Annotated in this window: 12 protein-coding genes and 2 pseudogenes; 5 read left to right on the forward strand and 9 right to left on the reverse strand. The window is 69.2% G+C overall.

Annotated features, from left to right (window positions below):
• Nucleotides 1–15: 15 nt before the first annotated feature.
• Nucleotides 16–312, forward strand: a complete 297-nt coding sequence (locus NRO40_RS25580) for a putative quinol monooxygenase (RefSeq protein ID WP_058942586.1) — start codon at nucleotides 16–18, stop codon at nucleotides 310–312.
• A gap of 160 nt (nucleotides 313–472) precedes the next feature.
• On the opposite strand, the gene NRO40_RS25585 is transcribed toward NRO40_RS25580, so the two are convergent.
• The 9 genes and pseudogenes from NRO40_RS25585 to NRO40_RS25625 form a co-directional block, all read right to left on the reverse strand.
• Nucleotides 473–3049, reverse strand: a complete 2577-nt coding sequence (locus tag NRO40_RS25585) for a pullulanase X25 domain-containing protein (RefSeq protein WP_157901876.1) — start codon at nucleotides 3047–3049, stop codon at nucleotides 473–475.
• A gap of 421 nt (nucleotides 3050–3470) precedes the next feature.
• Nucleotides 3471–6131 carry a pullulanase-type alpha-1,6-glucosidase gene (gene pulA, locus NRO40_RS25590; RefSeq protein ID WP_408057094.1) on the reverse strand — a complete coding sequence of 887 codons (2661 nt, stop codon included), beginning with the start codon at nucleotides 6129–6131 and terminating at the stop codon, nucleotides 3471–3473.
• A gap of 15 nt (nucleotides 6132–6146) precedes the next feature.
• Nucleotides 6147–6818: pseudogene (locus NRO40_RS30845) on the reverse strand (pullulanase X25 domain-containing protein); the annotation flags it as partial.
• A gap of 102 nt (nucleotides 6819–6920) precedes the next feature.
• A complete protein-coding gene (locus NRO40_RS25600; RefSeq protein ID WP_058942583.1) occupies nucleotides 6921–8603 on the reverse strand; it encodes a glycoside hydrolase family 13 protein in 1683 nt (560 codons plus the stop codon).
• 92 nt (nucleotides 8604–8695) lie between these two features.
• Nucleotides 8696–9589, reverse strand: coding sequence for a sugar ABC transporter permease (locus tag NRO40_RS25605; protein WP_058942582.1), 894 nt, complete (start codon nucleotides 9587–9589; stop codon nucleotides 8696–8698).
• Nucleotides 9590–10588 (reverse strand): carbohydrate ABC transporter permease, encoded by a 999-nt coding sequence (locus NRO40_RS25610; RefSeq protein WP_058942581.1) that lies wholly within the window; start codon nucleotides 10586–10588, stop codon nucleotides 9590–9592.
• An 87-nt stretch (nucleotides 10589–10675) separates the two neighbouring features.
• Entirely contained in the window at nucleotides 10676–11950 is a 1275-nt protein-coding gene (locus tag NRO40_RS25615; RefSeq protein WP_257375514.1) for an extracellular solute-binding protein, read from the reverse strand.
• Nucleotides 11951–12326: 376 nt separating this feature from the next.
• Entirely contained in the window at nucleotides 12327–13397 is a 1071-nt protein-coding gene (locus tag NRO40_RS25620) for a LacI family DNA-binding transcriptional regulator (protein ID WP_058945067.1), read from the reverse strand.
• A gap of 558 nt (nucleotides 13398–13955) precedes the next feature.
• Complete coding sequence (locus tag NRO40_RS25625) at nucleotides 13956–15689, reverse strand: discoidin domain-containing protein (RefSeq protein WP_058945066.1); 1734 nt, start codon at nucleotides 15687–15689, stop codon at nucleotides 13956–13958.
• A 410-nt stretch (nucleotides 15690–16099) separates the two neighbouring features.
• Here NRO40_RS25625 and NRO40_RS25630 point away from each other — a divergent pair, with 410 nt between their 5' ends.
• The 4 genes and pseudogenes from NRO40_RS25630 to NRO40_RS30850 all read left to right on the forward strand — a co-directional run bounded on the left by NRO40_RS25630 (nucleotide 16100) and on the right by NRO40_RS30850 (nucleotide 19592).
• On the forward strand, nucleotides 16100–17122 hold the full coding sequence (locus tag NRO40_RS25630; RefSeq protein WP_058945065.1) for a LacI family DNA-binding transcriptional regulator: 1023 nt from the start codon (nucleotides 16100–16102) through the stop codon (nucleotides 17120–17122).
• 103 nt (nucleotides 17123–17225) lie between these two features.
• A complete protein-coding gene (locus tag NRO40_RS25635; RefSeq protein ID WP_058945064.1) occupies nucleotides 17226–17684 on the forward strand; it encodes a GNAT family N-acetyltransferase in 459 nt (152 codons plus the stop codon).
• A 154-nt stretch (nucleotides 17685–17838) separates the two neighbouring features.
• Nucleotides 17839–18849 (forward strand): LacI family DNA-binding transcriptional regulator, encoded by a 1011-nt coding sequence (locus NRO40_RS25640; protein ID WP_058945063.1) that lies wholly within the window; start codon nucleotides 17839–17841, stop codon nucleotides 18847–18849.
• 140 nt (nucleotides 18850–18989) lie between these two features.
• Nucleotides 18990–19592: pseudogene (locus NRO40_RS30850) on the forward strand (transposase).
• Nucleotides 19593–20338 lie beyond the last annotated feature (746 nt).

The following is a 20338-nucleotide window of genomic DNA, read 5'->3' on the forward strand; positions in this document are numbered from 1 at the left end:
AGAAGGAGAGGAACCATGAACGACACTGTCATGGTCATCGCTGAGAGCAACGCCGTCGAGGGCAAGGCCGACCAGGTCCGCTCTCTCGTCGAAAGCGTCGTGGAGCGTACCCGCGCCGAGGACGGCTGCCTGCGCTACGAACTTCTGCGAGACCTGGACGACGACCACCACATCATCCTCATCGAGGAGTGGCGCGACCAGGCGGCCCTCGACGCCCACCTCGCCAGCGAACACCTCATCACCCTGTTCCAGGAGATGATGCCGCTCCTCGCCGGCGAAGGACGCGGAACCCGCGTAGCCCGCGTCGCGTAACGCCAGTCGGCACAAAGGCGTCTTGGGCCGCTTTCTTCCCGGGCCGTTGTCTCGCGCCGTACGACGCCCGGCACACGGTGCCGTCCAGGTCTTCTCGCGCCTCTGTTCGGGCTGCCCGCCGCCGCCTCGGACGGCGGGCACATAACTACGGGTCGGGTGGTCAGGGCTTCTTGAAGACGGTGACGGCGAGTCCGTCGGCGGTGGTGCTGGTGGAGTCGGTGGTCCCGTTGGTGTCGAGGACCTTCTTCCAGGTGCCGGCGGGCAGGTTCACGTTCACGGGACTGTTCGTGGGGTTGTAGACCACGACTGTGTCGTGGCTGGTCGGGGCATCGGCGCGTGAGCTGATTGCCGAGGTGACGACGGAGCCGTTGACGCTGGTGGCCATCTGGGCCTTCACCGCGTCCCAGGTGCCCAGGCGCAGGGCGGGGGTGTTCTTGCGGAGCGTGATGGCGTCCTTGTAGTAGCGGAAGGTCGCGTTGTTGGTGGTCTTCTCGCCCCATTGGACGGCGTTGACGTTGTCGCCGGCCTCGTAGGAGTTCTTCGCGGCCTCGTAGTCGCCGTTGACGACCTTGGAGTGGAGGAACTCGTCGCCCTCGTGGAAGAAGGGGATGCCCTGGGAGGTGAGGACCATGCCGGCGGCGAAGCGGTTCATCTGTCCGGCGCGGCCGGTGGTGCCGCCGTTGACGCCGGAGTAGGTGATCTTGTCCCAGATGTTGAGGTCGTCGTGGGCGGAGACGTAGTTGATCGTCTGCTCGGGGTCGTAGGCGAAGGCGGGGTCCCAGGGGTTGGGCAGGGGGCTCGTGCTCTTCGTGGTCAGCGGGGAGCCGCGCATGCCCAGGGCGATCGCGGAGGCGTTGGAGGAGGAGCCGCCCATGTAGCCGAGGATCCGGTCGCGGGTGCCGCCCTTGACGGCGTCGCGGTAGGCGCCGTTGAAGACGCCCACGTGGCCGCCGGCGAGAGCGGGCGTCGTGCCGTAGCGGACCTTCTGCGCCTGCTGCGGGTCGTCGACGCCGCCGCTCCACGGCTCGCCGTGGATCTGCAGGGTGCGGTCGGGGAAGGAGGACTGGAGGTACTTGGCCCACTGGTCGACGTTCTTGTACTGGTGGACGCCGAGGAGGTCGAAGCGGAATCCGTCGATGTTGTAGGTGTCGACCCAGTACCTCAGGGAGTCCATGATCATGCGGCTGACCATGGGGTTGCCGTCGTCGAGGGAATTGCCGGTGCCGGACAGCTCGGTCTGGTGGTAGTACTTCCCGGTGATGTTCTGGAAGACGTCCTTGTTCGCCGTGTGGTTGTAGACGACGTCCATGATCACGCGGATGCCGTTCTTGTGGAACTCGTTCACCATCGTCTGGAACTCGCGCACCCGGTCCTCGGGGGCGGTGAACTGGGAGAACTGCTCCTCGGGAACGTTGTAGTTGAGCGGGTCGTAGCCCCAGTTGGGCACGGTGCTGTTGAAGTCGAACGACGGCAGCAGCTGGACGTGCGTGACGCCGAGCTCCTTGAGGTGGTCGATGCCCGTCTTGACGCCGTTGTGGGTGGTGCCGGTCTGGGTGAGGCCGGCGAACTTGCCGCGCTTGGCCGCGTCGACACCGGAGCTGGGGTCGATGGTGAAGCTGCGGACGTTCATCTCGTAGATGACGGCGTCCTCGCGCTTGGTGATCACCGGGCGCGGAGCCCAGCCGCCGACGGGTGTGATGGACTCGGTGTCCATGACGATGCCCTCGGTGGTGCCGGGCTTGACCATGCGGGCGTAGGGATCGCGGACGGTGTTGTTGCCGACGCGGAACTGGTAGGGCTGGTTCTTCCAGTTCCCGGGGACGACGGCCTGGTAGACGCCGGTGTAGCCGCTGACATCCGCGGGCTGGAGGGGGTGGCTCTGGCCGCCGACGGTGACGGACACCTGGGAGCTGTCGGGGGACCAGATGCGGAAGGTGGTCTCGGTGGGGGTGTAGAGGGCGCCGAGGGTGCCGTCGAGGGGCGGACCGGGCGGCTGCTCGGTCCGCACGTTCAGCACGTGGGTGGTGCTGTTGTAGGTGAAGTCGACGGCGGAGCCGGTCCGGGGGACGGTGAACCCGATGTCGGCGCCGGTGGGGCTGCCGCCCTGGCCGTAGCTCTCGGTCCAGGACTGGCCGATGGCGGCCTTGACGGCCCAGGTGCCGGCGGGGATGGCGGTGGTGGACCAGGTGTAGATCCCGTCGCCGTCGGTGTCCTTGAGCCAGGAGGCCAGACAGTTCGGCGCCCAGTCGGCGGCGCAGCCGATCTCGGACTGGAAGGACCCTCCGGCGGTGACGATCTTGTGGTTGACGTCGTCGGCGATCCAGTGGGTGACCGGGTCGTAGACGAAGGTGACGTTCTTGCCGCCGGCCGGGATGTTCAGGGGGATGTCGGCGCCGTAGTACTGGGCGTTGGCGCCGTAGTTGTCGGCCCAGCTGTTGTTGAGGGCGGCCTTGTAGGCGTGGGAGCCGGCGGGGATGTTGATGGTCTTCGACCAGGCGCCGGAGCCGTCGGTGCGGGCGGTGAGCTGGGCCTGGCCGCAGTTGGGGGCCCAGTCGCCGGAGCAGCCGATCTCGCTGTTGAAGGTGCCGGGGACCGAGACGGCGGTGGCGGTGGTCTCGGCCTGGGCGGTGGTGGTGAGGGCGGGGACGAGCGCCAGTCCCATGGCGGTCGCGGCCAGGAGCGCGGGTGCGGTCCGTCCTCTGGGGCGCCGGGAGGGGCGCGTGGGGGTGCCGTGCAAGGTGGTGCCTCCTCGGGATGGGGATCACCCGTCCGGCAGACGGAGGTGCCGTCGGCGCGGGTGGTGAGGGAAGACGCGCTGTCGTCGTGACCAGCGGCGCGGCTCTGCAGCAGGCATGCGTCTGCTGTACGGGCCAGGGGTCGGGCGGGAGTGCATCCGCCGCGCTAACTCGTTTGTAACTCCAGTTAATAACTTGGTGACTTGGGGTCGTCAATGGCTCGGACAGGATCCGCGCGGACTGTTACCGATGTCCGCTGCGCGGAGTGCGTGTCGTGCGGTGCGGGCACCAGCGGCCGAGGCGGCGGCGGTCTTTCTCCGTGCGGGCGCGGGGGCGTGGGGGCGGTTCACGGTGGGGCAACGCGGCGGCCCGGCAGGTCGGCGCGGTTGCGCTGTCCTGCCGGGCCGGCGGTTGGGGCGCGGGTTACTTCTGGATGAAGACGGCGACGGTGTGGGCGGGGACGGTGAACGTGCCCGTAGCCGGGTCGAAGGCCGCCTGCTTGACGACCGGGTCGCTGCCGCCGCTCTGGACGGGGTGGAGGGACTGCCGGGTGCCGGCGAGGTTCTTGACCGTCTGGGTCTGTGCGTTCGGGGTGGCGTTGTAGACGACGGTGACGGACTTGTAGGTGTCCAGGCCGTGGCCGTCGAGATGCTGGGTGATGACGCCGGGCTTCTCGCCGGTGGTGCCGGACAGGGGGAAGGTCAGGCGCTGCTGGATGGCGTGGGCGGTGCCCAGGGAGAACAGCGGGGTGGACTGCTTGATCTTCAGGTACTGCTGGAACTGGGCGGTGGTGGCACCGGTCTCGGCGCAGCCGGGGCGCAGCTCGGGGTCGGCCAGCAGCGGCCCGGCGAGGGGCCACTGGGCACTGTTGGACTCGGCGAGCGGCAGGCCTCGGCCGAAGCCGTTTCCGTTGCGGCAGTCCCATTGGATGGAGTTGAACCAGTCGCCGCTGTCGTAGGAGTTGTGGTCGAGGGACTTGGAGCGGAGGAGGTCGGTGCCGCCCTGGGCCATGGAGGGGCTCTGGGAGAGGGTGCTGGTGGCGAGCGCGAGGGCCTGGAGGCGGGCGCGGTTCGCGGGGGTGGTGTCGGGGGCGAGCTTGTAGGCGAGGGCGTCGAAGAGGGCGAGGTTGTCGTGGGCCTCGACGTAGTTGACGGCTTCGGCGGGTGTGGCGGTGTAGCCGGCGGGCTGGCCGTTGTAGTCGATCTGGGCGCCGGTGCGGCGGGTGCCGTCGCTGGTGGTGAAGGTGTAGCGGGCGAGGTTGCCGGTCAGGCCGATCTTGACCAGGTCCATGTCGTGCAGGAGGCGGGCCTTCTGCTGCTCGGGCGTGCCGTTGACGTCGGCGCCGTTGGGGGCGGTGTACAGGCCGCTGGCAAAGCCCTGGCGGCGGGGGTCGGCATCGGAGACGCCACCGCCGCGGGCACCGTCCCGGAGCCGGTCGTTGAAGGTGCCGATGCCGGTGCCAGCCATGTTCTTCTGTGTGGCCTGGGCGAAGCGGGCGTCGTTGGCGACGATGCCGTAGTCCCAGCCCTCGCCGTACAGCAGGCTGGCCTTGCCGTTGATGCCGTCGCGTCCGGGGGTGAGCTTGGCCAGCGAGGACTTGACGTCGAGCATGGTCTGCTTGGGGTCGAGGCCCATGAGGTCGAAGCGGAAGCCGTCGATGCGGTAGTGCTTGGCCCAGGTGGTCACGGAGTCGACGACGAGCTTGTTCATCATCGCGTTCTCGGGGGCGGTGTCGGCGCAGCAGCTGTCGCGGGTGACGGTGCCGGTGGCGTCCAGGCGCTGGTAGTAGCCGGGGACGATCTTGTCGAGGACGGAGGCGGCGTCCTGGCCGGCGGCGGCGGTGTGGTTGTAGACGACGTCCATGACGACGTTGAGTCCGGCGTCGTGGATGGCCTTGACCATCTGGCGGAACTGGACGATGCGGTCGGTGCCGTCGGGGGCGGTGGCGTAGGCGCCTTCGGGGACGGTGAAGTGGAAGGGGTTGTAGCCCCAGTTGTAGGCGTCGCGGGCCTGGGTGGTGGCGACGCACGCCTGCTGTTCGGACGAGTCGGGCGCCATGGCGTCCATGTCGCAGGCCGGGGTGGCCTGGTCGGCGCGCAGTTCGGCGGTTCCGGCGAAGTCGAAGGCAGGCAGGAGCTGGATGGTGGTGACGCCGGCGGCCTTGAGGTCCTTCAGGTGCTTCATGCCCAGCGAGCGGGAGTCGGCGAAGGCGAGGTAGGTGCCGCGCCTGTCCGTGGGCAGGCTGGTGTCGGCGGAGGAGAAGTCACGGATGTGGATCTCCTGGATCTGCTGCTTCTCCAGGGGCAGGGCCTTGGGGGAGCGTGACGTGTCCCAGCCGGCGGGCAGGGTGGCCCGGTCGGCGAGGTCGACGATCTGGCTGCGGGTGGAGTTCGCCGACAGCGACAGCGAGTAGGGGTCGGTGACGGTGTTGGTGACGGTCTTCTGCGTCGCCGGGGTCCACACCTTGACCTGGTAGCGGTAGTAGAGGTTCTTCCAGCTCTTCTCGCCGCGCACCGACCACACGCCGGTGGTGCGGTCGAGGGTGAGTGGCACGGTGCGGGCCGTGGTGGAGGCGGGGGTGTCGTAGAGCTCGACGCTCACGGACTGGGCGGTGGGCGCCCACAGCGACAGGGTGGGCCGGTCGGCGTGGAAGACGGGGCCGAGCGTGGCCCGCTTGGCCATGTCCGCGTATAGCGCGTCGAGGACGCCGGCGGTCTGCAGTCCGGTGGCGTCGGTGAGCTGTCCGTCGGGGCCGAGGGCGGCGATCGCGCTCTGTCCCTTGACGAGCTCGCGTGCCTCGGCGGCCCGGGCGGTGGGGACACGGAGCGCGCCGAGCTTGGCCAGGTGCGGGTACGTGGCCTTCAGTGCCTGGGGCAGGCCCTTGGGGTCGTACTGGAGCGGGATGGTGGTACCGCCGCTGATGCCGGTTCCGTCGGCGGCGAGCCCGCCGTCGGGGGCGGTGGCCAGCTGGTAGGTGGTGCCGGCGGGGTGGCCGGTGGTGTCCCAGGCGATGAGGTCGGGGGCGAGCCAGTATCCGGAGCGCGGTGCGAGGCTCGGCTTGGGCTTGCCCGGGTAGACGCTCAGCCTCTTGGAGGCGGTGCTGTAGCCGAAGGTGGTCTCGGCTCCGTCGGAGGCCACGGTGAAGCTGGTCGGCTCGCCGGTGGGCTGGGCGGGCAGTCCGAGGCCGGGCCGGGCGGTGTAGGTGCCGGCGGGGAGCTTGGTGGTGGTGAAGGTGGCGATGCCGTCGCCGTCGGGGTCGGTCAGCCAGGAGGCCAGGCAGTCGGCGGCGCCGTCCGTCGCGCACCCGAGTTCGCTCTGGAAGGTGCCGAGCGCGGTGACCAGGGTGGTGCTGAGGGTGTCGGTGATCCAGTGGGTGACCGGGTCGTAGACGAAGGTGACCTCGGCGCCGCCGGCGGGGACGGTGAGGGGGATGTTCGCGCCGCCGGGGGCGGCGTTCTGGCCGTAGTTGACCGCCCAGCTGCGGTCGAGGGCGGCCTTGTACTGGTAGGTCCCGGCCGCGAGGCGGGCGGTCAGGGCCCAGGTGCCGTCGGGGCGCAGAGCCATCTGGGCCTGGTCGCAGTCGGCGGCCCAGTCCCCTGCGCAGCCGAGCTGGTTGTCGAAGTCGGAGGCGACGGCGACCGTGGTGGGCTGCGGGGTGTCGGCGGCGATGGCCGGTATCGCGGCGGTGCCGGCCACCAGGCTGAGGGCCACGGCGGCGGACCTTCTGGTCAGGCGGCCGCGGCCGCGCGCGGAGGTGGAACGTGACGTCATGGAACACCTCGTTGTGTCGCGGGGGTGGGGTGTGCGCGGGTATGCCTGCTGACGGCCCCGCGGGCAGGCGGTCGCGGAGCCGTCAGCAGGAGATCGAGAGGGTCAGGCGGTGGTCCACCAGACGGTGGAGTCCGCGGGCAGGACGGTCCGGGCGTTGCCCACAGTGATGTGGGCGCTGGCCATCAGGGGCGTACCGGGGGTGTCGACGGTGACCGGGTCGCCGGTGACGTTGACGGTACAGATGAACGTGGGTCCGCCCCCGGTGGTGCGCTCGAAGATGAGGACGCCGTCGGGGCTCGGGAGCCAGCGCAGGTTGTCTGCGCCGCCGAGGGCGGGGTGCCTGCGGCGCAGGGCGAGGGCGGAACGGTACATCTCCAGGGTGGAGCCCGGGGCGCCGGTCTGGGCCTCGACGCTGAGCTCGCCCCAGGTGTCGGGCTGTGGCAGCCAGGAGCCGCCGGTCCCGAAGCCGTAGGAGGTGCCTTCGGTGGTCCAGGGGATGGGGACTCGGCAGCCGTCGCGGAAGCCGTCCTGGCCGGCGCCGCGGAAGTAGGCGGGGTCTTGGCGGACCTCGTCGGGCAGGTCGGTGACGTCCGGGAGGCCCAGTTCCTCGCCCTGGTAGATGTAGGCGGAGCCGGGCAGGGCGAGCATGAGCAGGCTCGCGGCGCGGGCGCGGCGCAGGCCGAGTTCGCGGTCCCCGGGCTCGCGGATCTGGGTGCCCAGGCCGGGCGGGTTGGCGAAGCGGGTGGCGTGCCGGGTGACGTCGTGGTTGGACAGGACCCAGGTGGCGGGGGCGCCGACGGGGCGCATCGCGTTCAGGGTGCCCTCGATGACGTCGCGCAGCGGCTCGGCTTGCCAGGCGGTGGCGAGGTACTGGAAGTTGAACGCCTGGTGCAGTTCGTCGGGGCGGACGTAGTTCGCGGTCCGCTCCAGGGTCGGGGCCCACGCCTCGGCGACGCCGATCCGCTCGTCGGCGTACTCGGCGAAGATGGTGTGCCAGTGGCGGTAGATCTCGTGGACGCCGTCCTGGTCGAAGCAGGGACCGGCGTCGTTGCCGAGCAGCCGCATCCGCTCGTGGTCGCCGAGGTCGGGCAGGCCATCGGCCTTGACCAGGCCGTGGGCGACGTCGATGCGGAAGCCGTCGGCGCCCAGGTCGAGCCAGAAGCGCAGGATGGATCCGAACTCGTCGCGGACCGCAGGGTGTTCCCAGTTGAAGTCGGGCTGCTGCGGGGCGAACAGGTGCAGGTACCACTGGCCCGGGGTTCCGTCGGGGTTCTTCGTGCGGGTCCAGGCCGGGCCGCCGAAGACGGACTCCCAGTCGTTGGGCGGCAGCTCGCCGTCCTCGCCCAGGCCGTCGCGGAAGTGGAACCGTTCGCGCAGGCGGGAGCCGGGTCCCTCGCGCAGGGCCTGCTGGAACCACTGGTGCTGGTCCGAGCAGTGGTTGGGGACGAGGTCGACGAGTATGCGCAGGCCCAGACGGTGTGCTTCGCCGATGAGGACGACGGCGTCGTCGAGGGTGCCGAACATCGGGTCGACGACCCGGTAGTCGGCGACGTCGTAGCCGGCGTCGGCCTGCGGGGAGGAGTAGAACGGCGACAGCCACACGGCGTCGACGCCGAGGTCGCGCAGGTAGGGCAGGCGGCTGGTGATGCCGGGCAGGTCGCCCATGCCGTCGCCGTTGGCGTCGGCGAAGCTGCGGGGGTAGACCTGGTAGATCACCGCCTCCCGCCACCAGCCTGTTACGGGGCTGGTGTGCGCGGTCTGGGCAGCGACGAGCGACTGGGTCATGACGGGAGTCCTCACGTCAGGGCGCGGCGAAGCGGTGCGCCGGCGTGGACAGGATGAGTCGGAAGGGCGAGCACGGCGGGCAGCGGGGCGGTTCAGCCCTTGGTGCCGCCGGCGGTGAGGCCGGCCACGAGGTGGCGCTGGACGATGTAGAACACCGCGCCGGCGGGGATAGCGATCAGGACCGAGGTGGCGGCCAGGTAGTTCCACTGGGAGTTGAACTGGCTGATGTAGCTCTGCAGGCCGACGGCGAGGGTGTACTTCTCCTCGGTGAGCATGAACTTCGACGCGAACGCGACCTCGCCCCAGGCGGTGATGAAGGTGTAGAACGCGGCGACGGCGAGCCCGGGCCGGGCCAAGGGCAGGATCAGGCGCCAGAAGGTGCCGAACGGGGAGAGGCCGTCGATGCGTCCGGCTTCGTCGATCTCGACCGGGATGGTGTCGAAGTAGCCCTTGAGGAGCCACGCGCAGTACGGGACGGCGGTCGAGCAGTAGATGATGACCAGCCCGCCGTAGGTGTCCAGGAGGCCAAGGCTGCCCATGATCTTGTAGAGCGGGACCATGAGGACGGCGACCGGGAACATCTGGGTGAGCAGGAAGGTGTACATCAGCGAGCCGCGTCCGAGGAACTTCATCCGGGACACCGCGTAGGCGGCGCTGGCGGCGATGAGGACGCCGATGAGCATGGTGCCGGCGGCGACGATGATGCTGTTGAGCATCCAGGTCCCGAAGCCGGTGTTCTTCAGGACGTGGGTGTAGTTGTCCAGCGTCGCGTTGCCCAGGATGCGGGAGGGGTGCTGGTAGTCGTTCTTGTCTGGGCCGAGGGAGATGTAGAAGATCCACAGGACCGGGAAGACGGCCATGAAGGCCGAGGCTGCCAGGACGGCGTGCAGGGAGACCGAGGATTTACGGCTGCGGCGGCTGAGCAGTCGGCGGGGGTCGTTCAGGGCCTGGGCGCCCCCGGCGGGCGGGGTGGTCGTGCTGGTCATTTAGAGGGCCCCCTGGTCGTTGCGCTTGAGCCAGCGGCGGTAGACGCTCGTGAAGACCACGAGGAGTGACAGGCACAGGATGCCGACGGTCGCAGAGCGCGCGTAGTCCTGGGGCTGCTGGCCGAAGAAGAGCCGGTAGGCGTAGGTGACGAGGATCTGGACGCTGTCGCTGTTGCCGCCGAAGAGCAGGAAGATCACGTTGAACTGGTTGAAGGTCCAGATCACGCCGAGCAGGATCACGGTGCTGCTGACGGGCCGCAGGCCGGGCAGGGTGACGTTGACGAACCGCTGCCAGGGGGTGGCGCCGTCCATCTCTGCTGCTTCGTACAGCTCGCGGGGGATGGACTGCAGGCCGCCGAGCATGGAGATCATGATGAAGGGGAAGCCACACCAGATGTTCACGGCGATCGCGGCGACCTTCTGGGCGAAGGGGTCGCTGAGCCAGGACGGCCCGTCGAGCCCGAGGCCGATCAGGATCTGGTTGACGACGCCGTCGTCGGCGAGGATCAGCCGCCAGGCGAAGATCGTCACGAAGGTCGGCACGGCCCAGGGCAGGATCAGCAGCATGCGGTAGAAACCGCGGGCCTTGATCTGCCGGTTGATCGCGACGGCGAGGCCCAGGCCGAGAGCGTAGGTGAGAGCGACGCAGGCGACGGTCCAGATCACGGTCCACACGAAGTGCGGCCAGAACTGGTTGTTGGAGCCGGTGAGGATCTCGGTGTAGTTCTTCAGCCCGACCCACGAGTAGGAGTCGGGAATCTCGTTGACGCCGATGGTGCGTCCGACGTTCAGGCTGGTGGCGTCCGTAAACGTCAGGTAGATGCCCTGGATCAGGGGGTACGCCACGACGGTGAGCAGCACCAGCACGACGGGCACGCACATGGCCCAGGCGTACCAGTACTGGTTGTAGGAGTTCTTGATGAGCTGCATCGGGCCGCGGCCGGAGCCCCGGCCGTGGTGGCTCTGGCGGGCGGATTTGCCCTCGACGACTGTGGTCATCTCGGCACCTCATGGGACAAGGAAGGAAAAGGAGCGTCAGCCGGGCGGGCTGCCCCGGGCGTGGCAGGGGCAGCCCGCAGGGGGGTGTTACTGGGTGCTGAACTCCGGCAGCAGCTTCTTCGCCTCGGCGGCGGCCTTGTCCAGGCCGGGCTTGGTGCCCTCCTGCTTCGAGACGATCTTGATGAGCTGGGTCTCGAAGGGGGTGTAGAGCGAGGAGTACTGCGCCAGCGGCTGGCGCGGCTTGCCTGCGGCCAGGAGCGGCGAGTAGCCGGCGATGCCCGGGTTGGCGTTGACCTCGGCGGTGTAGGCGTCGTCGCGGGTCGGCAGGGTGCCGTTGGCGAGCGCGACCTTCGTCTGGGAGTCGGCGGAGGTCATGAAGGCGATGAACTTCTGCGACGCCTCCTGGTGCTTGGCGTCCGAGCCGGCGTAGGCCACGAGGTTGTGGCCGCCCAGCGGCGCGCCCTGGCCGGCGCTGCCGGCAGGCAGGGCGGCGATGCCGAGGTTGTTCTTGTCCTTGAAGGCGGCGCCCTTGAAGACGTTCGCGTTCTCCCAGGGGCCCTGGATGATGGCCGCGACCTTGCCGCTGTTGAACGCGTCCATGATGTTGGCGTACGCGTTGCTGGTGGTGTCGAGCTTGCGCACGCCGGGCGCGGCGAGGATCGAGTTCAGGGTGTCGATGCCCTTCACGGCGGCCGGCGAGTTCAGGGTGACCTGCTTCTTCGCCGCGTCGACCATGTCGGTGCCCTCGCCGTACAGGAACGGCATGGCGTAGTAGGCCTGGGGGTTGAAGGCGAAGCCGTCGACGCCGGTCTTCTCCTTCACCTTGGCCATGTCCGTCTTGAGCTCGTCCCAGGTGGCCGGGGCCTTGGTGATGCCCGCCTTGGCGAACAGTTCCTTGTTGTACATCAGGCCCAGGGTGTCGGTGACCTGCGGAACACCGTAGAGCTTGCCCTGGTACGTGGCCTGCTCGATCAGGTTCTTCTTGAACTTGCCGTTCTCGGCCGCGGCGGTGGTGCCGTCCAGCGGGGCGAGGAAACCGGCCTCGACGAAGCCCGGGGTCCAGCCGACGTCCGCGCGCAGGACGTCGGGGGCGCCCTTGCTGCCGGCCGCGGTCTGGAACTTGGTCTGCGCGTCGCCGAAGGGGACGCTGACGTACTTGACCTTGATGTCAGGGTTAGCCTTCTCGAAGTCCTTGACCAGGGCCTTAAAGGTGCCCGCCTCGTTGGTGGCGTCGGAGGTGTCCCACCAGGTGATCGTCACCGGGCCGGAGCTGTCGGAAGAGCCGCTGCTGCCGCCGGAGCAGGCGGTCGCAGTGATGGAGAGAGCCGCTACGACGACGGCTGCCGCAAGACCACGGCGCATGGTGAACTCCTCGGAGAAGGTCTGACCGGAAGGGCGGCCCGGGTGCTGCCGCCGGAGCGGGGCGGAACCGGCGACAGCTCGCAATCATGCACCTCCCGCACATAGGGGTCGTGAAGGGAGGCCGGGTCGCGGTGGGCTCCCTCGCCGGACCGAAGCGGATTCGCTCCGGATGGCGGGATGAGCCCCTCGCGAGCTCTGTGATGCCGCAGACGTTAGCAGGTTATTAACATGAGTTAGTTAACGTTTCTGTAACGTGGGTGGCGGTGTTCATCCTTTCCTTGATGCACATGCTTTGCGCCGCTGAAAGCGGTGTTGACCTGCGGAGACGAAAAACCCCGCCGCGCCGGGACGGCGGGCGGGGAGGGGTGGGGCGGTGTCAGGCCGCCGTGTGGGGGTGGGCTGTCGAATCCCTCACGATCAGATGGGTGCCAAGGAGTTGATGGGGATGCTGGTCCTCTCCCCGGATGGCCGAGAACAGCAGGTCCGCCGCTGTACGGCCCTTGGTCGTGATCGCCTGCCGCACGGTCGTCAGGCGGGGCCTCATCCACGAGGCGTCGGGCAGATCGTCGTAGCCGGTGACGGAAACGTCCCGGGGGATCTCCAGACCCATGTCGTGCAGGGCGTCCACGGCGCCGAAGGCGAGGATGTCCGACATGGTGACGATCGCGGTGGCGGGCCGGGAGGACATGAACCTCTTCGTGGCCTTGAAGCCGTCCATCCGTGTGGCGGGGACCTCGATGATCTCGATGTCATCGAGCCCCGTCCCCGAGTCCTCCAGGGCGCGGGCCACACCGGCCATGCGGCGGGCGAGCGGACCCCGGTAGCCGCGTTCGGCCCGTTCGGGGCCCGGGTCGATCGACAGCAGCGTGATCCGCCGGTGCCCGAGATCGAGGACGTGCCGGACGGCCTCGTACGCGCCACCCTCGTCGTCGACATCGACACTGGAGACCCCCTCGTGGGGACTGCTGTCGACGAGCACGAAGGGGATCCCGCGCCGGCGCAGCTCGGCCACTTCCCCGCGGTCGTGCTCCAGGCCGCAGACGATGAAGCCGTCGACCGCCGCGTACGGGATCGCCTTGAGCATCGAGTCCCGCAGGGGTGGGGTGAGCAGCAGGGTGTACCCCTGCTCGTCGCAGACCTGTCCCACGCCGGTGAGGAAGCGGGAGTAGTACGGGTTCTCCATCACGCGAGCGAGGTTCTGCGGCAGCAGCACGCCCAGCGACTGCGTCTGTCCGGCCTTGAGCATGCGGGCCAGTGTGTTCGGCACGTAACCGAGGTCCTTGGCCACTCCGAGGATGCGGTCCCGGGTGCCCACCGAAAGCTTCTCGGGGCTGTTGAACGCGAACGACACCGCCGACCGTGACACGCCCGCCGCCTTCGCGACGTCGTTGGCAGTCGGCCGGGACCTCCCGTCGCTCGGGGCGGTCCCGGATGTGGTGGTCGGCATGGCTGGCCCCCGTGTCGGTAAACGATTAGTAACGGTATAGCGCACGGCCGTTGCCTGGCGCCACCAGAAGGGAGGGCGGCGGACCGGCAGCGAGCAAGCCCGTCCCCCACTGCGGTCTCCGAAGCGCCATTAACTCATTAATAAATTGAGTGAGCAAACCTTGGGGATGCACTGGATCAGCCACACCCGGCCGCGTGCAGGACATGATCGCGCGGGTGAATCTGCCGCGCCGTGCGGCAGGAGGGGGCGGGTGTCGACAGGTGGGGCAGCGTGGGCCGTGAGCGCCATCTCCATGGGAGCAAGGGGCGGGGCGCCGGCGTTGACGACCTCCACGGATCGGCAGGGCGACAGCGCGGTCGGTCTGCCCGCGGTCCTGCTGTGTCACGGCTGGTGGACCGCGAACCGCGCCACCGTCCTCCCCGGCCTCCGGGGCCACGGGCTGTGCGCCTGCGGGGGACACGGAGTGGCCGGGATCGCTGATCCCGGCCACGTGGTCCATGGTCGCCCGCCGGCCGGTGACGGCCGACGGAGTTCATCCGGTGACGGTCACGCGACGTGTCACTGGTAGACCCGCACGTAGTCCACCAGCATCTTCGCCGGGAAGGGGGTCGAGGCGTCGGTCGGTCCGGGCCAGTCGCCGCCGACGGCGAGGTTGAGGATCAGGTAGAAGGGGTGGTCGAAGATCCATGGACCGCGGGTCTGCTCGATCTGGGCCTTGTCGAGGGTGAGGACGGTCCGGCCGTCGAGGCTGTAGACGATGCCCTTGCTGTCCCAGTGGGCGGCCCACACGTGGAAGTCGTCGGAGTAGTCGACGTCCCCCGGAAGCTTGTAGGGGGCGCCGATCCCGCCGCCGCCGTTGTACGCCGGCGCGTGGACGGTCGAGTACGACGTCTTCACGTCCTTGCCGAGAACCTCCATGATGTCGACCTCGCCGTTGTACGGCCACGGACGGCCGTCGAGGAAGTCGGCGCCCATCATCCAGAAGGCGGGCCACAGACCGTTGCCCTTGGGCACCTTGATCCGCGCCTCGACCTTGCCGTAGGTGAACTCGAACTTGTTGCCGGTGTTCATCCGCGCGGATGTGTACTGGCACGTGCCGCTCCCGGTGAGCGGGTCGGTGGGGCACGAGGTGCCGGGCGTGGCCTGCTTACGTGCCTCCAGAACGAGGTGACCCGCACCGTCCATGCTCGCGTTGTCGTGGTTGGTGTAGTACTCCAGCTCGTTGTTGGGGCCGGTGCCGGGGTCCGCGGACCACTTGGCCGGGTCCGGCTTGGTGCCCGCCGGGGTGTTGAACTCGTCCTGCCAGACGATCCGGGGCGGGTTGGCGGGGTCGGGTGGCAGCGGAGGCGGGGTGATCGGGGCCCCGCCGGTGCCGTACACCTGGAACTCCCACAGGGAGTAGCCGTACTGGGTGGCCCGCTGCGTGCCGTACACGCGGACGTACCGGCCGGTGCCGGACATGGTCAGGGTCTGCTTGAACCCGGTGCCCGTCGTGGTCGAGTAGATCGGGGTCCAGTTCGTGTTGTCGGGCGAGACCTGGATCTGGAACGCCTTGGCGGAGGCCGCGTCCCACTGGAGCACCACCTTGCTGATCTGCGCCGTCGCGCCCAGGTCGACGGAGATCCAACCGGGGTCGGTCCAGCCGTTCGTGGGGCTGGTCGCCCAGCGGGAGGCGGGGTCGCGGTCGAAGGCGCGGGCCGGGGTGCACTCCCAGCAGTGACCGTCGTTCTGCGAGCTGGACGCCGCGCCGGTCCTGCCGTAGGACAGCAGCCTTTCTCCGGGGGCGGGATCCTGGTCACCGCCGCTGTCCTTGGTGCCGTACACCTGGAACTCCCACAGGGAGTAGCCGTACTGGGTGGCCCGCTGCGTGCCGTACACGCGGACGTACCGGCCGGTGCCCGAGACGCTCAGGCGCTGACTGCCGCCGGCGCCGGCGGTGGTTTCGTGGACCGTGGACCAGGTGCGGGCGTCGGCGGACACCTGGACCTGGAACGCCTTGGCGTAGGCGGCTTCCCAGTTCAGGGTGACCTCGCTGATCTTGGCGGCAGCGCCGAGGTCGACCTGGATCCACTGGGGGTCGGCGAAGGCGCTGGACCAGCGGGTGCCAGGATCGCCGTCCACGGCGTTGGCGCCGGCGAACGGGTTCTCCGTGGACGAGACCGTCACCGGTCTGCCCTGGGAGAGCAGGGTGTCGGCGGCGTGGGCGGGCGGAGGGCCGGGCAGGCCGGCGAGCGACAGCAGGGTGACCGCGAGGGCTATGAGCAGGCCCAGACGGCGGTGCATCGGACTCATGGCGGCTCCTCGAAGCGGATACGGGGCAGGGAGGCCGGGGAGCGCTCCCTGAGGGGGAGACTGCTGCCGTCATGGAGGGGTGTCAAGGGTTCCGACGCGGGGCGAGGAACAGGTCCCCCTGATCTGATGGCACATCAGAAAGGCTTTTCAGAAGGCCATTTGTGGTATTCGAGCGGACGGGAAGATGGCTTTCGACCAGCGGATCCGCCGCCGTGTGTACCGCGCCCCGCGCCTGTCCGCGCCGCCCCTCGTGAGGGAGCGCTCCCTGATCGGCGCGGGCCCGTGCCACGCCACCACCGGAGCACCACAGCCGCGTCTGCCTACTGACCCTTTCCACGACCGGGGGATTGCGGTCGCACGGGTATTTCATAGGGTCGGGTCGGGACGGGGACAGCAGACGGGGGTGGACGATGGAACCGGTGGCGGCGAGGCGTTCAGGGACGAAGCGGCCCACGCTGGACGTGGTCGCGGCACGTGCCGGAGTGTCCAAGTCGAGCGTGTCGCGGGTGGTCAACGGTGAACACACCGTGGCGCCGGAGATCCGGGACGCGGTGATGCGCGTCGTACGCGAACTGGGGTATGTCCCCAACGCGGCGGCCCGCAAACTGGTGACGCGCAGGACGGACGCGGTCGCGATGGTCGTCTCCGACCCGCCGCAGGGCGTGCTCTCCGACGACCCGCTGTTCTCCACCGTGGTGCGGGCCGCCAGCCGCGAGCTGGAGGCGGCCGACAAGCAGGTGGTGCTCATGCTCGCGGAATCCGACCGCAGCAGGGCCCGCGTCGAAAGCCATGTGGCCGCCGGCAACGTGGACGGCGTCCTGCTCCTCTCCCTGCACGGCGCCGACCCGTTGCCCGCCGTGCTGGCCAGGACCGGGCTGCCGATGGTCTCCCTCGGCCGTACCGCGGCCACGGACGTGCCCTACGTGGACCTGGACAACGCAGGCGGCGCGGACCTCGCCGTGCGCCATCTTCTGGACCGGGGACGTAAGCGCATCGCCACCGTCACCGGACCCCTGGATCTCGGCGACGCCCGCGAACGTCTCGCGGGTTACCGTGAGGCGCTCCGCCAGACCGGACAGCGCCCGCTGGTGGCGCTGGGCGACTTCACTCGGATCTCCGGCGCCGAGGCGATGGAGCAGCTCCTTACCGACGAACCATCCCTTGACGCGGTGTTCGCGGCCAACGACCTGATGGCGATAGGCGCCCTTCGGACGCTGAGGGAGAGGGGGCGGCGCGTACCGGACGACGTGGCCGTGGTCGGTTTCGACGACATCGAGGCCGCTGCCTACAGTGCCCCGCCGCTCACCACGGTGCGCAGCCCGATGGCGGACCAGGCGTCGGCTGCCGTCCGCCTCCTGCTCGGCCTGTTGGCGGGGCAGGCCCGCGAACCGGTGATCATGCCGAACGAACTGGTGGTGCGGGAGTCCACCTGAGCGGAGGATCGCCGCCGAGGAAGGACCGCACCGTCGTGTCCGGCCGTACTGACCGCTACGGCGAGACGTCGGCGCGGCGCTTGTTCACCGAAGGGACGGCAGTATGGCGGGTGTGATGACGAAAAGTGGGGGCGGGATCGTCGTGCGGCGGGTACGCCCGTCGGACGAGCCGGCGCTGTGCGGCGTCGACGTGGTTGCCGACGGTGGTGACGCCGAGCGGCGGGCGAGCATTCGAAGGTGGTGCGAGGGCGGGGCGGCCGCCGTGGCGGAGGGTGAGAGCGGTCTTCTCGGCTACTGCGTGGTGGAGTGCACGTTCTTCGGGCAGGGCTTCGTGACGATGCTCATGGTGGCGCCCACGGCGCGCCGGAGCGGTGTGGGGCGTCGACTGCTGGACGAGGCAGCGGCCTCGTGCACCACCGAGAAGCTGTTCACTTCGACCAACGTGTCCAACCGGCCGATGCAGGGGTTGTTGGAAGGGGCCGGCTGGCTGCCGGTCGGGCTTCTCCATGGTCTGGATCCGGGGGATCCCGAGTTGTTCTATCTTTGCCCGCGCCGTGGGTGAGCGCTAGAGCCGACGGTTCCGGACGGTTCGGAGAAGGCCGCGTCCCGTACCTCTTCGCGAGGTGGGATATCCAGGCATGACGACGCACGAATGCGCTGCGATTACGGTAAGAAGTATGTAACTTCCTGACTTCCTTTGCGCTACAGTTGCGTTCGTGACGCGACGACTTGCTCTGGTAGCGAAAAAGGTGGGGGTCAGCGAGGCCACGGTCAGCCGAGTCCTCAACGGCAAGCCGGGGGTCTCGGAGACCACCCGCCAGTCTGTGCTCAGCGCGTTGGACGTCCTCGGTTACGAGCGGCCCACGCAGCTGAGGGGGGAGCGGGCCAGGCTGGTGGGCCTGGTCCTGCCGGAGTTGCAGAACCCCATCTTCCCGGCCTTCGCCGAGGTCATCGGCGGTTCTCTGGCGCAGCAGGGGCTCACGCCGGTGCTCTGTACGCAGACCAGGGGTGGTGTCTCCGAGGCCGACTACGTCGAGCTGCTTCTGCAGCAGCAGGTGTCCGGAGTGATCTTCGCCGGAGGCCTCTTCGCGCAGGCCGACGCGCCGCACGAGCACTACCGGCAGCTGGCGGAGCGCAAGATCCCCGTCGTCCTGGTCAACGCGCCCATCGAGGGTCTCGATTTTCCCTGCGTCTCCTGTGACGACATCGCCGCGGTGGAGCAGGCGTGGCGTCACCTCTCCTCGCTGGGGCACGAGCGTGTCGGGCTGGTCATCGGTCCCGAGGACCACATCCCCTCGCGTCGGAAGCTGACCGCGGCGCGGGCGGCCGCGGCGGCGGGGGGGACGGAGCTGCCGGAGGAGTTTGTGGAGCGCTCGATGTTCTCGCTCGAAGGGGGACAGGCGGCCGCGGGGCGGCTGTGGGACCGCGGGGTGACCGGCGTCATCTGCGCGAGTGACCCGCTGGCCCTGGGCGCCATTCGAGCGGCTCGCCGGCGGCAACTCACCGTTCCTGCCGACGTGTCCGTACTCGGCTTCGACGACTCGGCCTTCATGAACTGCACCGAGCCGCCGCTTTCGACGGTGCGGCAGCCGATCGAGGCGATGGGGCGGGCCGCCGTGGACCTCCTGTGCGCACAGATCCAGGGGGCGCAGGCATCCCCCGGTGAGCTGCTCTTCGAGCCGGAGCTGGTGGTGCGGGGCTCGACCGCGCCGCCGTCCAGCGCCTGAATCGAGCCGGGCCGGGCCGGGCCGGGCGTTGTTCCACGCTGGGAGTGAGCGGCCGCACGGGCCATTTCGAGGGCCAGACCTGACGGGTCTGGCCCTTTTCTTGTGCCCGAAAGCGCGTGGCGGATCCGTTCATCTTCGGCATGCGAGGCCGGCTCCGGGGCGCTCTGCATGACCGGTTCGTGCACCGTTTTGCCAGGTCGGAGCCGCGTGAGGCGGCATTGGCGTATGCGGGGGCTGGTCGCCCCGCTGGAGCGGAAGAACGGCTGGACGTTGGCGGAGGAGGCCGGGTGTGCGGGCCGGACCGGATCCACCGGTTGCTGAACCGGATCGACTGGGATGCGGACGAGGTTCTGGACGACGTGCGTGAGTTCGCGGTGGAGCATCTCGGCGACGGGGAGGCGGTGCTGAACGTGGACGACACTGGGTTCTTGAAGAAGGAGACCTGTTCGGCCGGGGTCTAGCGGCAGCACTCCGGAACCGCGGGACGGATGAAGAACTGTCAGGTCGGAATGTTCCTCGCCTATGCCGCCGGGCGTGGCCGCAACTCTGATCGACCGGTGCCCTTACCTGCCTGTCTCTTGGACCGACGACCGGGAACGCTGCCGCCGGGCCGGCATCGACGACACGGTCGTCTCCGAGACCAAGGTCGCCATCGCCCGGCTATGGTCCGCCAGGCGATCACGGAGAAGATCCCGTTCGGGTGGGTGACCGTGGACGCCGGATGCGGCTACTCCAAGAGCTGACGGAGCGAGCTGGAACGGGCTGGTGTCTTTACATGCCCTGGCCACCACCCGGCACGGCACCGTCGTGACTCGCGGGCCATCGATCACCCCGTTCACGACCTGTTCCACGATCTGTCCCGGCAGAAGTGGAAATGCCGCTCCTGCGGCAACGGCTCCCCCGGGCCCCGTGCCTTCGACTGGGCCCGGGTCGAGGTTTGGCACTGGCACTGGGAGGACCGCCGGCACTGGGTGATCGCCCGCCGCAGCGTGAGCCGCCCGGAGGAGATCTCCTACTACATCGCCTACTGCCCCACCGACACCACGCTCGACCAGTTGATCCATGTCGCCGGCGCCCGATGGGCGGTCGAGGAATGCTTTCAGACGGCAAAGCAGGAGTGCGGCCTGGACGACTACCAGGTCCCGCCACTACCCCGGCTGGCATCGCCACATCACCCTGGCTATGGCTGCCCACGCCTGCCTGGCCGTCCTGCGGGCACGCGAGCTCGACACCGGCGAAGCAGACGGATCCTCCGGCCTCGTCCCGTTGAGCCTTCCCGAACTGCGACGCCTGATCCACCGCCTCACCCACCGCCGGCCGGCCTCGATCGATCACGTCCTGCACTGGTCCCACCGATGTCGTCGACGACAGCACCAAGCCCGCATCAGCCACTACCAACGACGCGGCCACACGCCACCCGAACCTGCCCACCATCAGGCTAAAGACCGTTGCAGTACTAGGCGAGGCTGCGGGGGATCCGCCGTGTCCG

This window comes from Streptomyces changanensis (assembly GCF_024600715.1).
Lineage (GTDB): Bacteria > Actinomycetota > Actinomycetes > Streptomycetales > Streptomycetaceae > Streptomyces > Streptomyces changanensis.

Bases quoted from the DNA above. Each gene is read 5' to 3' on its own strand.
- NRO40_RS25580 (WP_058942586.1), top strand. From the start codon at position 16: ATGAACGACACTGTCATGGTCATCGCTGAGAGCAACGCCGTCGAGGGC.
- NRO40_RS25600 (WP_058942583.1), bottom strand. From the start codon at position 8,603: ATGACCCAGTCGCTCGTCGCTGCCCAGACCGCGCACACCAGCCCCGTA.
- NRO40_RS25605 (WP_058942582.1), bottom strand. From the start codon at position 9,589: ATGACCAGCACGACCACCCCGCCCGCCGGGGGCGCCCAGGCCCTGAAC.
- NRO40_RS25610 (WP_058942581.1), bottom strand. From the start codon at position 10,588: ATGACCACAGTCGTCGAGGGCAAATCCGCCCGCCAGAGCCACCACGGC.
- NRO40_RS25615 (WP_257375514.1), bottom strand. From the start codon at position 11,950: ATGCGCCGTGGTCTTGCGGCAGCCGTCGTCGTAGCGGCTCTCTCCATC.
- NRO40_RS25620 (WP_058945067.1), bottom strand. From the start codon at position 13,397: ATGCCGACCACCACATCCGGGACCGCCCCGAGCGACGGGAGGTCCCGG.
- NRO40_RS25625 (WP_058945066.1), bottom strand. From the start codon at position 15,689: ATGAGTCCGATGCACCGCCGTCTGGGCCTGCTCATAGCCCTCGCGGTC.
- NRO40_RS25630 (WP_058945065.1), top strand. From the start codon at position 16,100: ATGGAACCGGTGGCGGCGAGGCGTTCAGGGACGAAGCGGCCCACGCTG.
- NRO40_RS25635 (WP_058945064.1), top strand. From the start codon at position 17,226: ATGGCGGGTGTGATGACGAAAAGTGGGGGCGGGATCGTCGTGCGGCGG.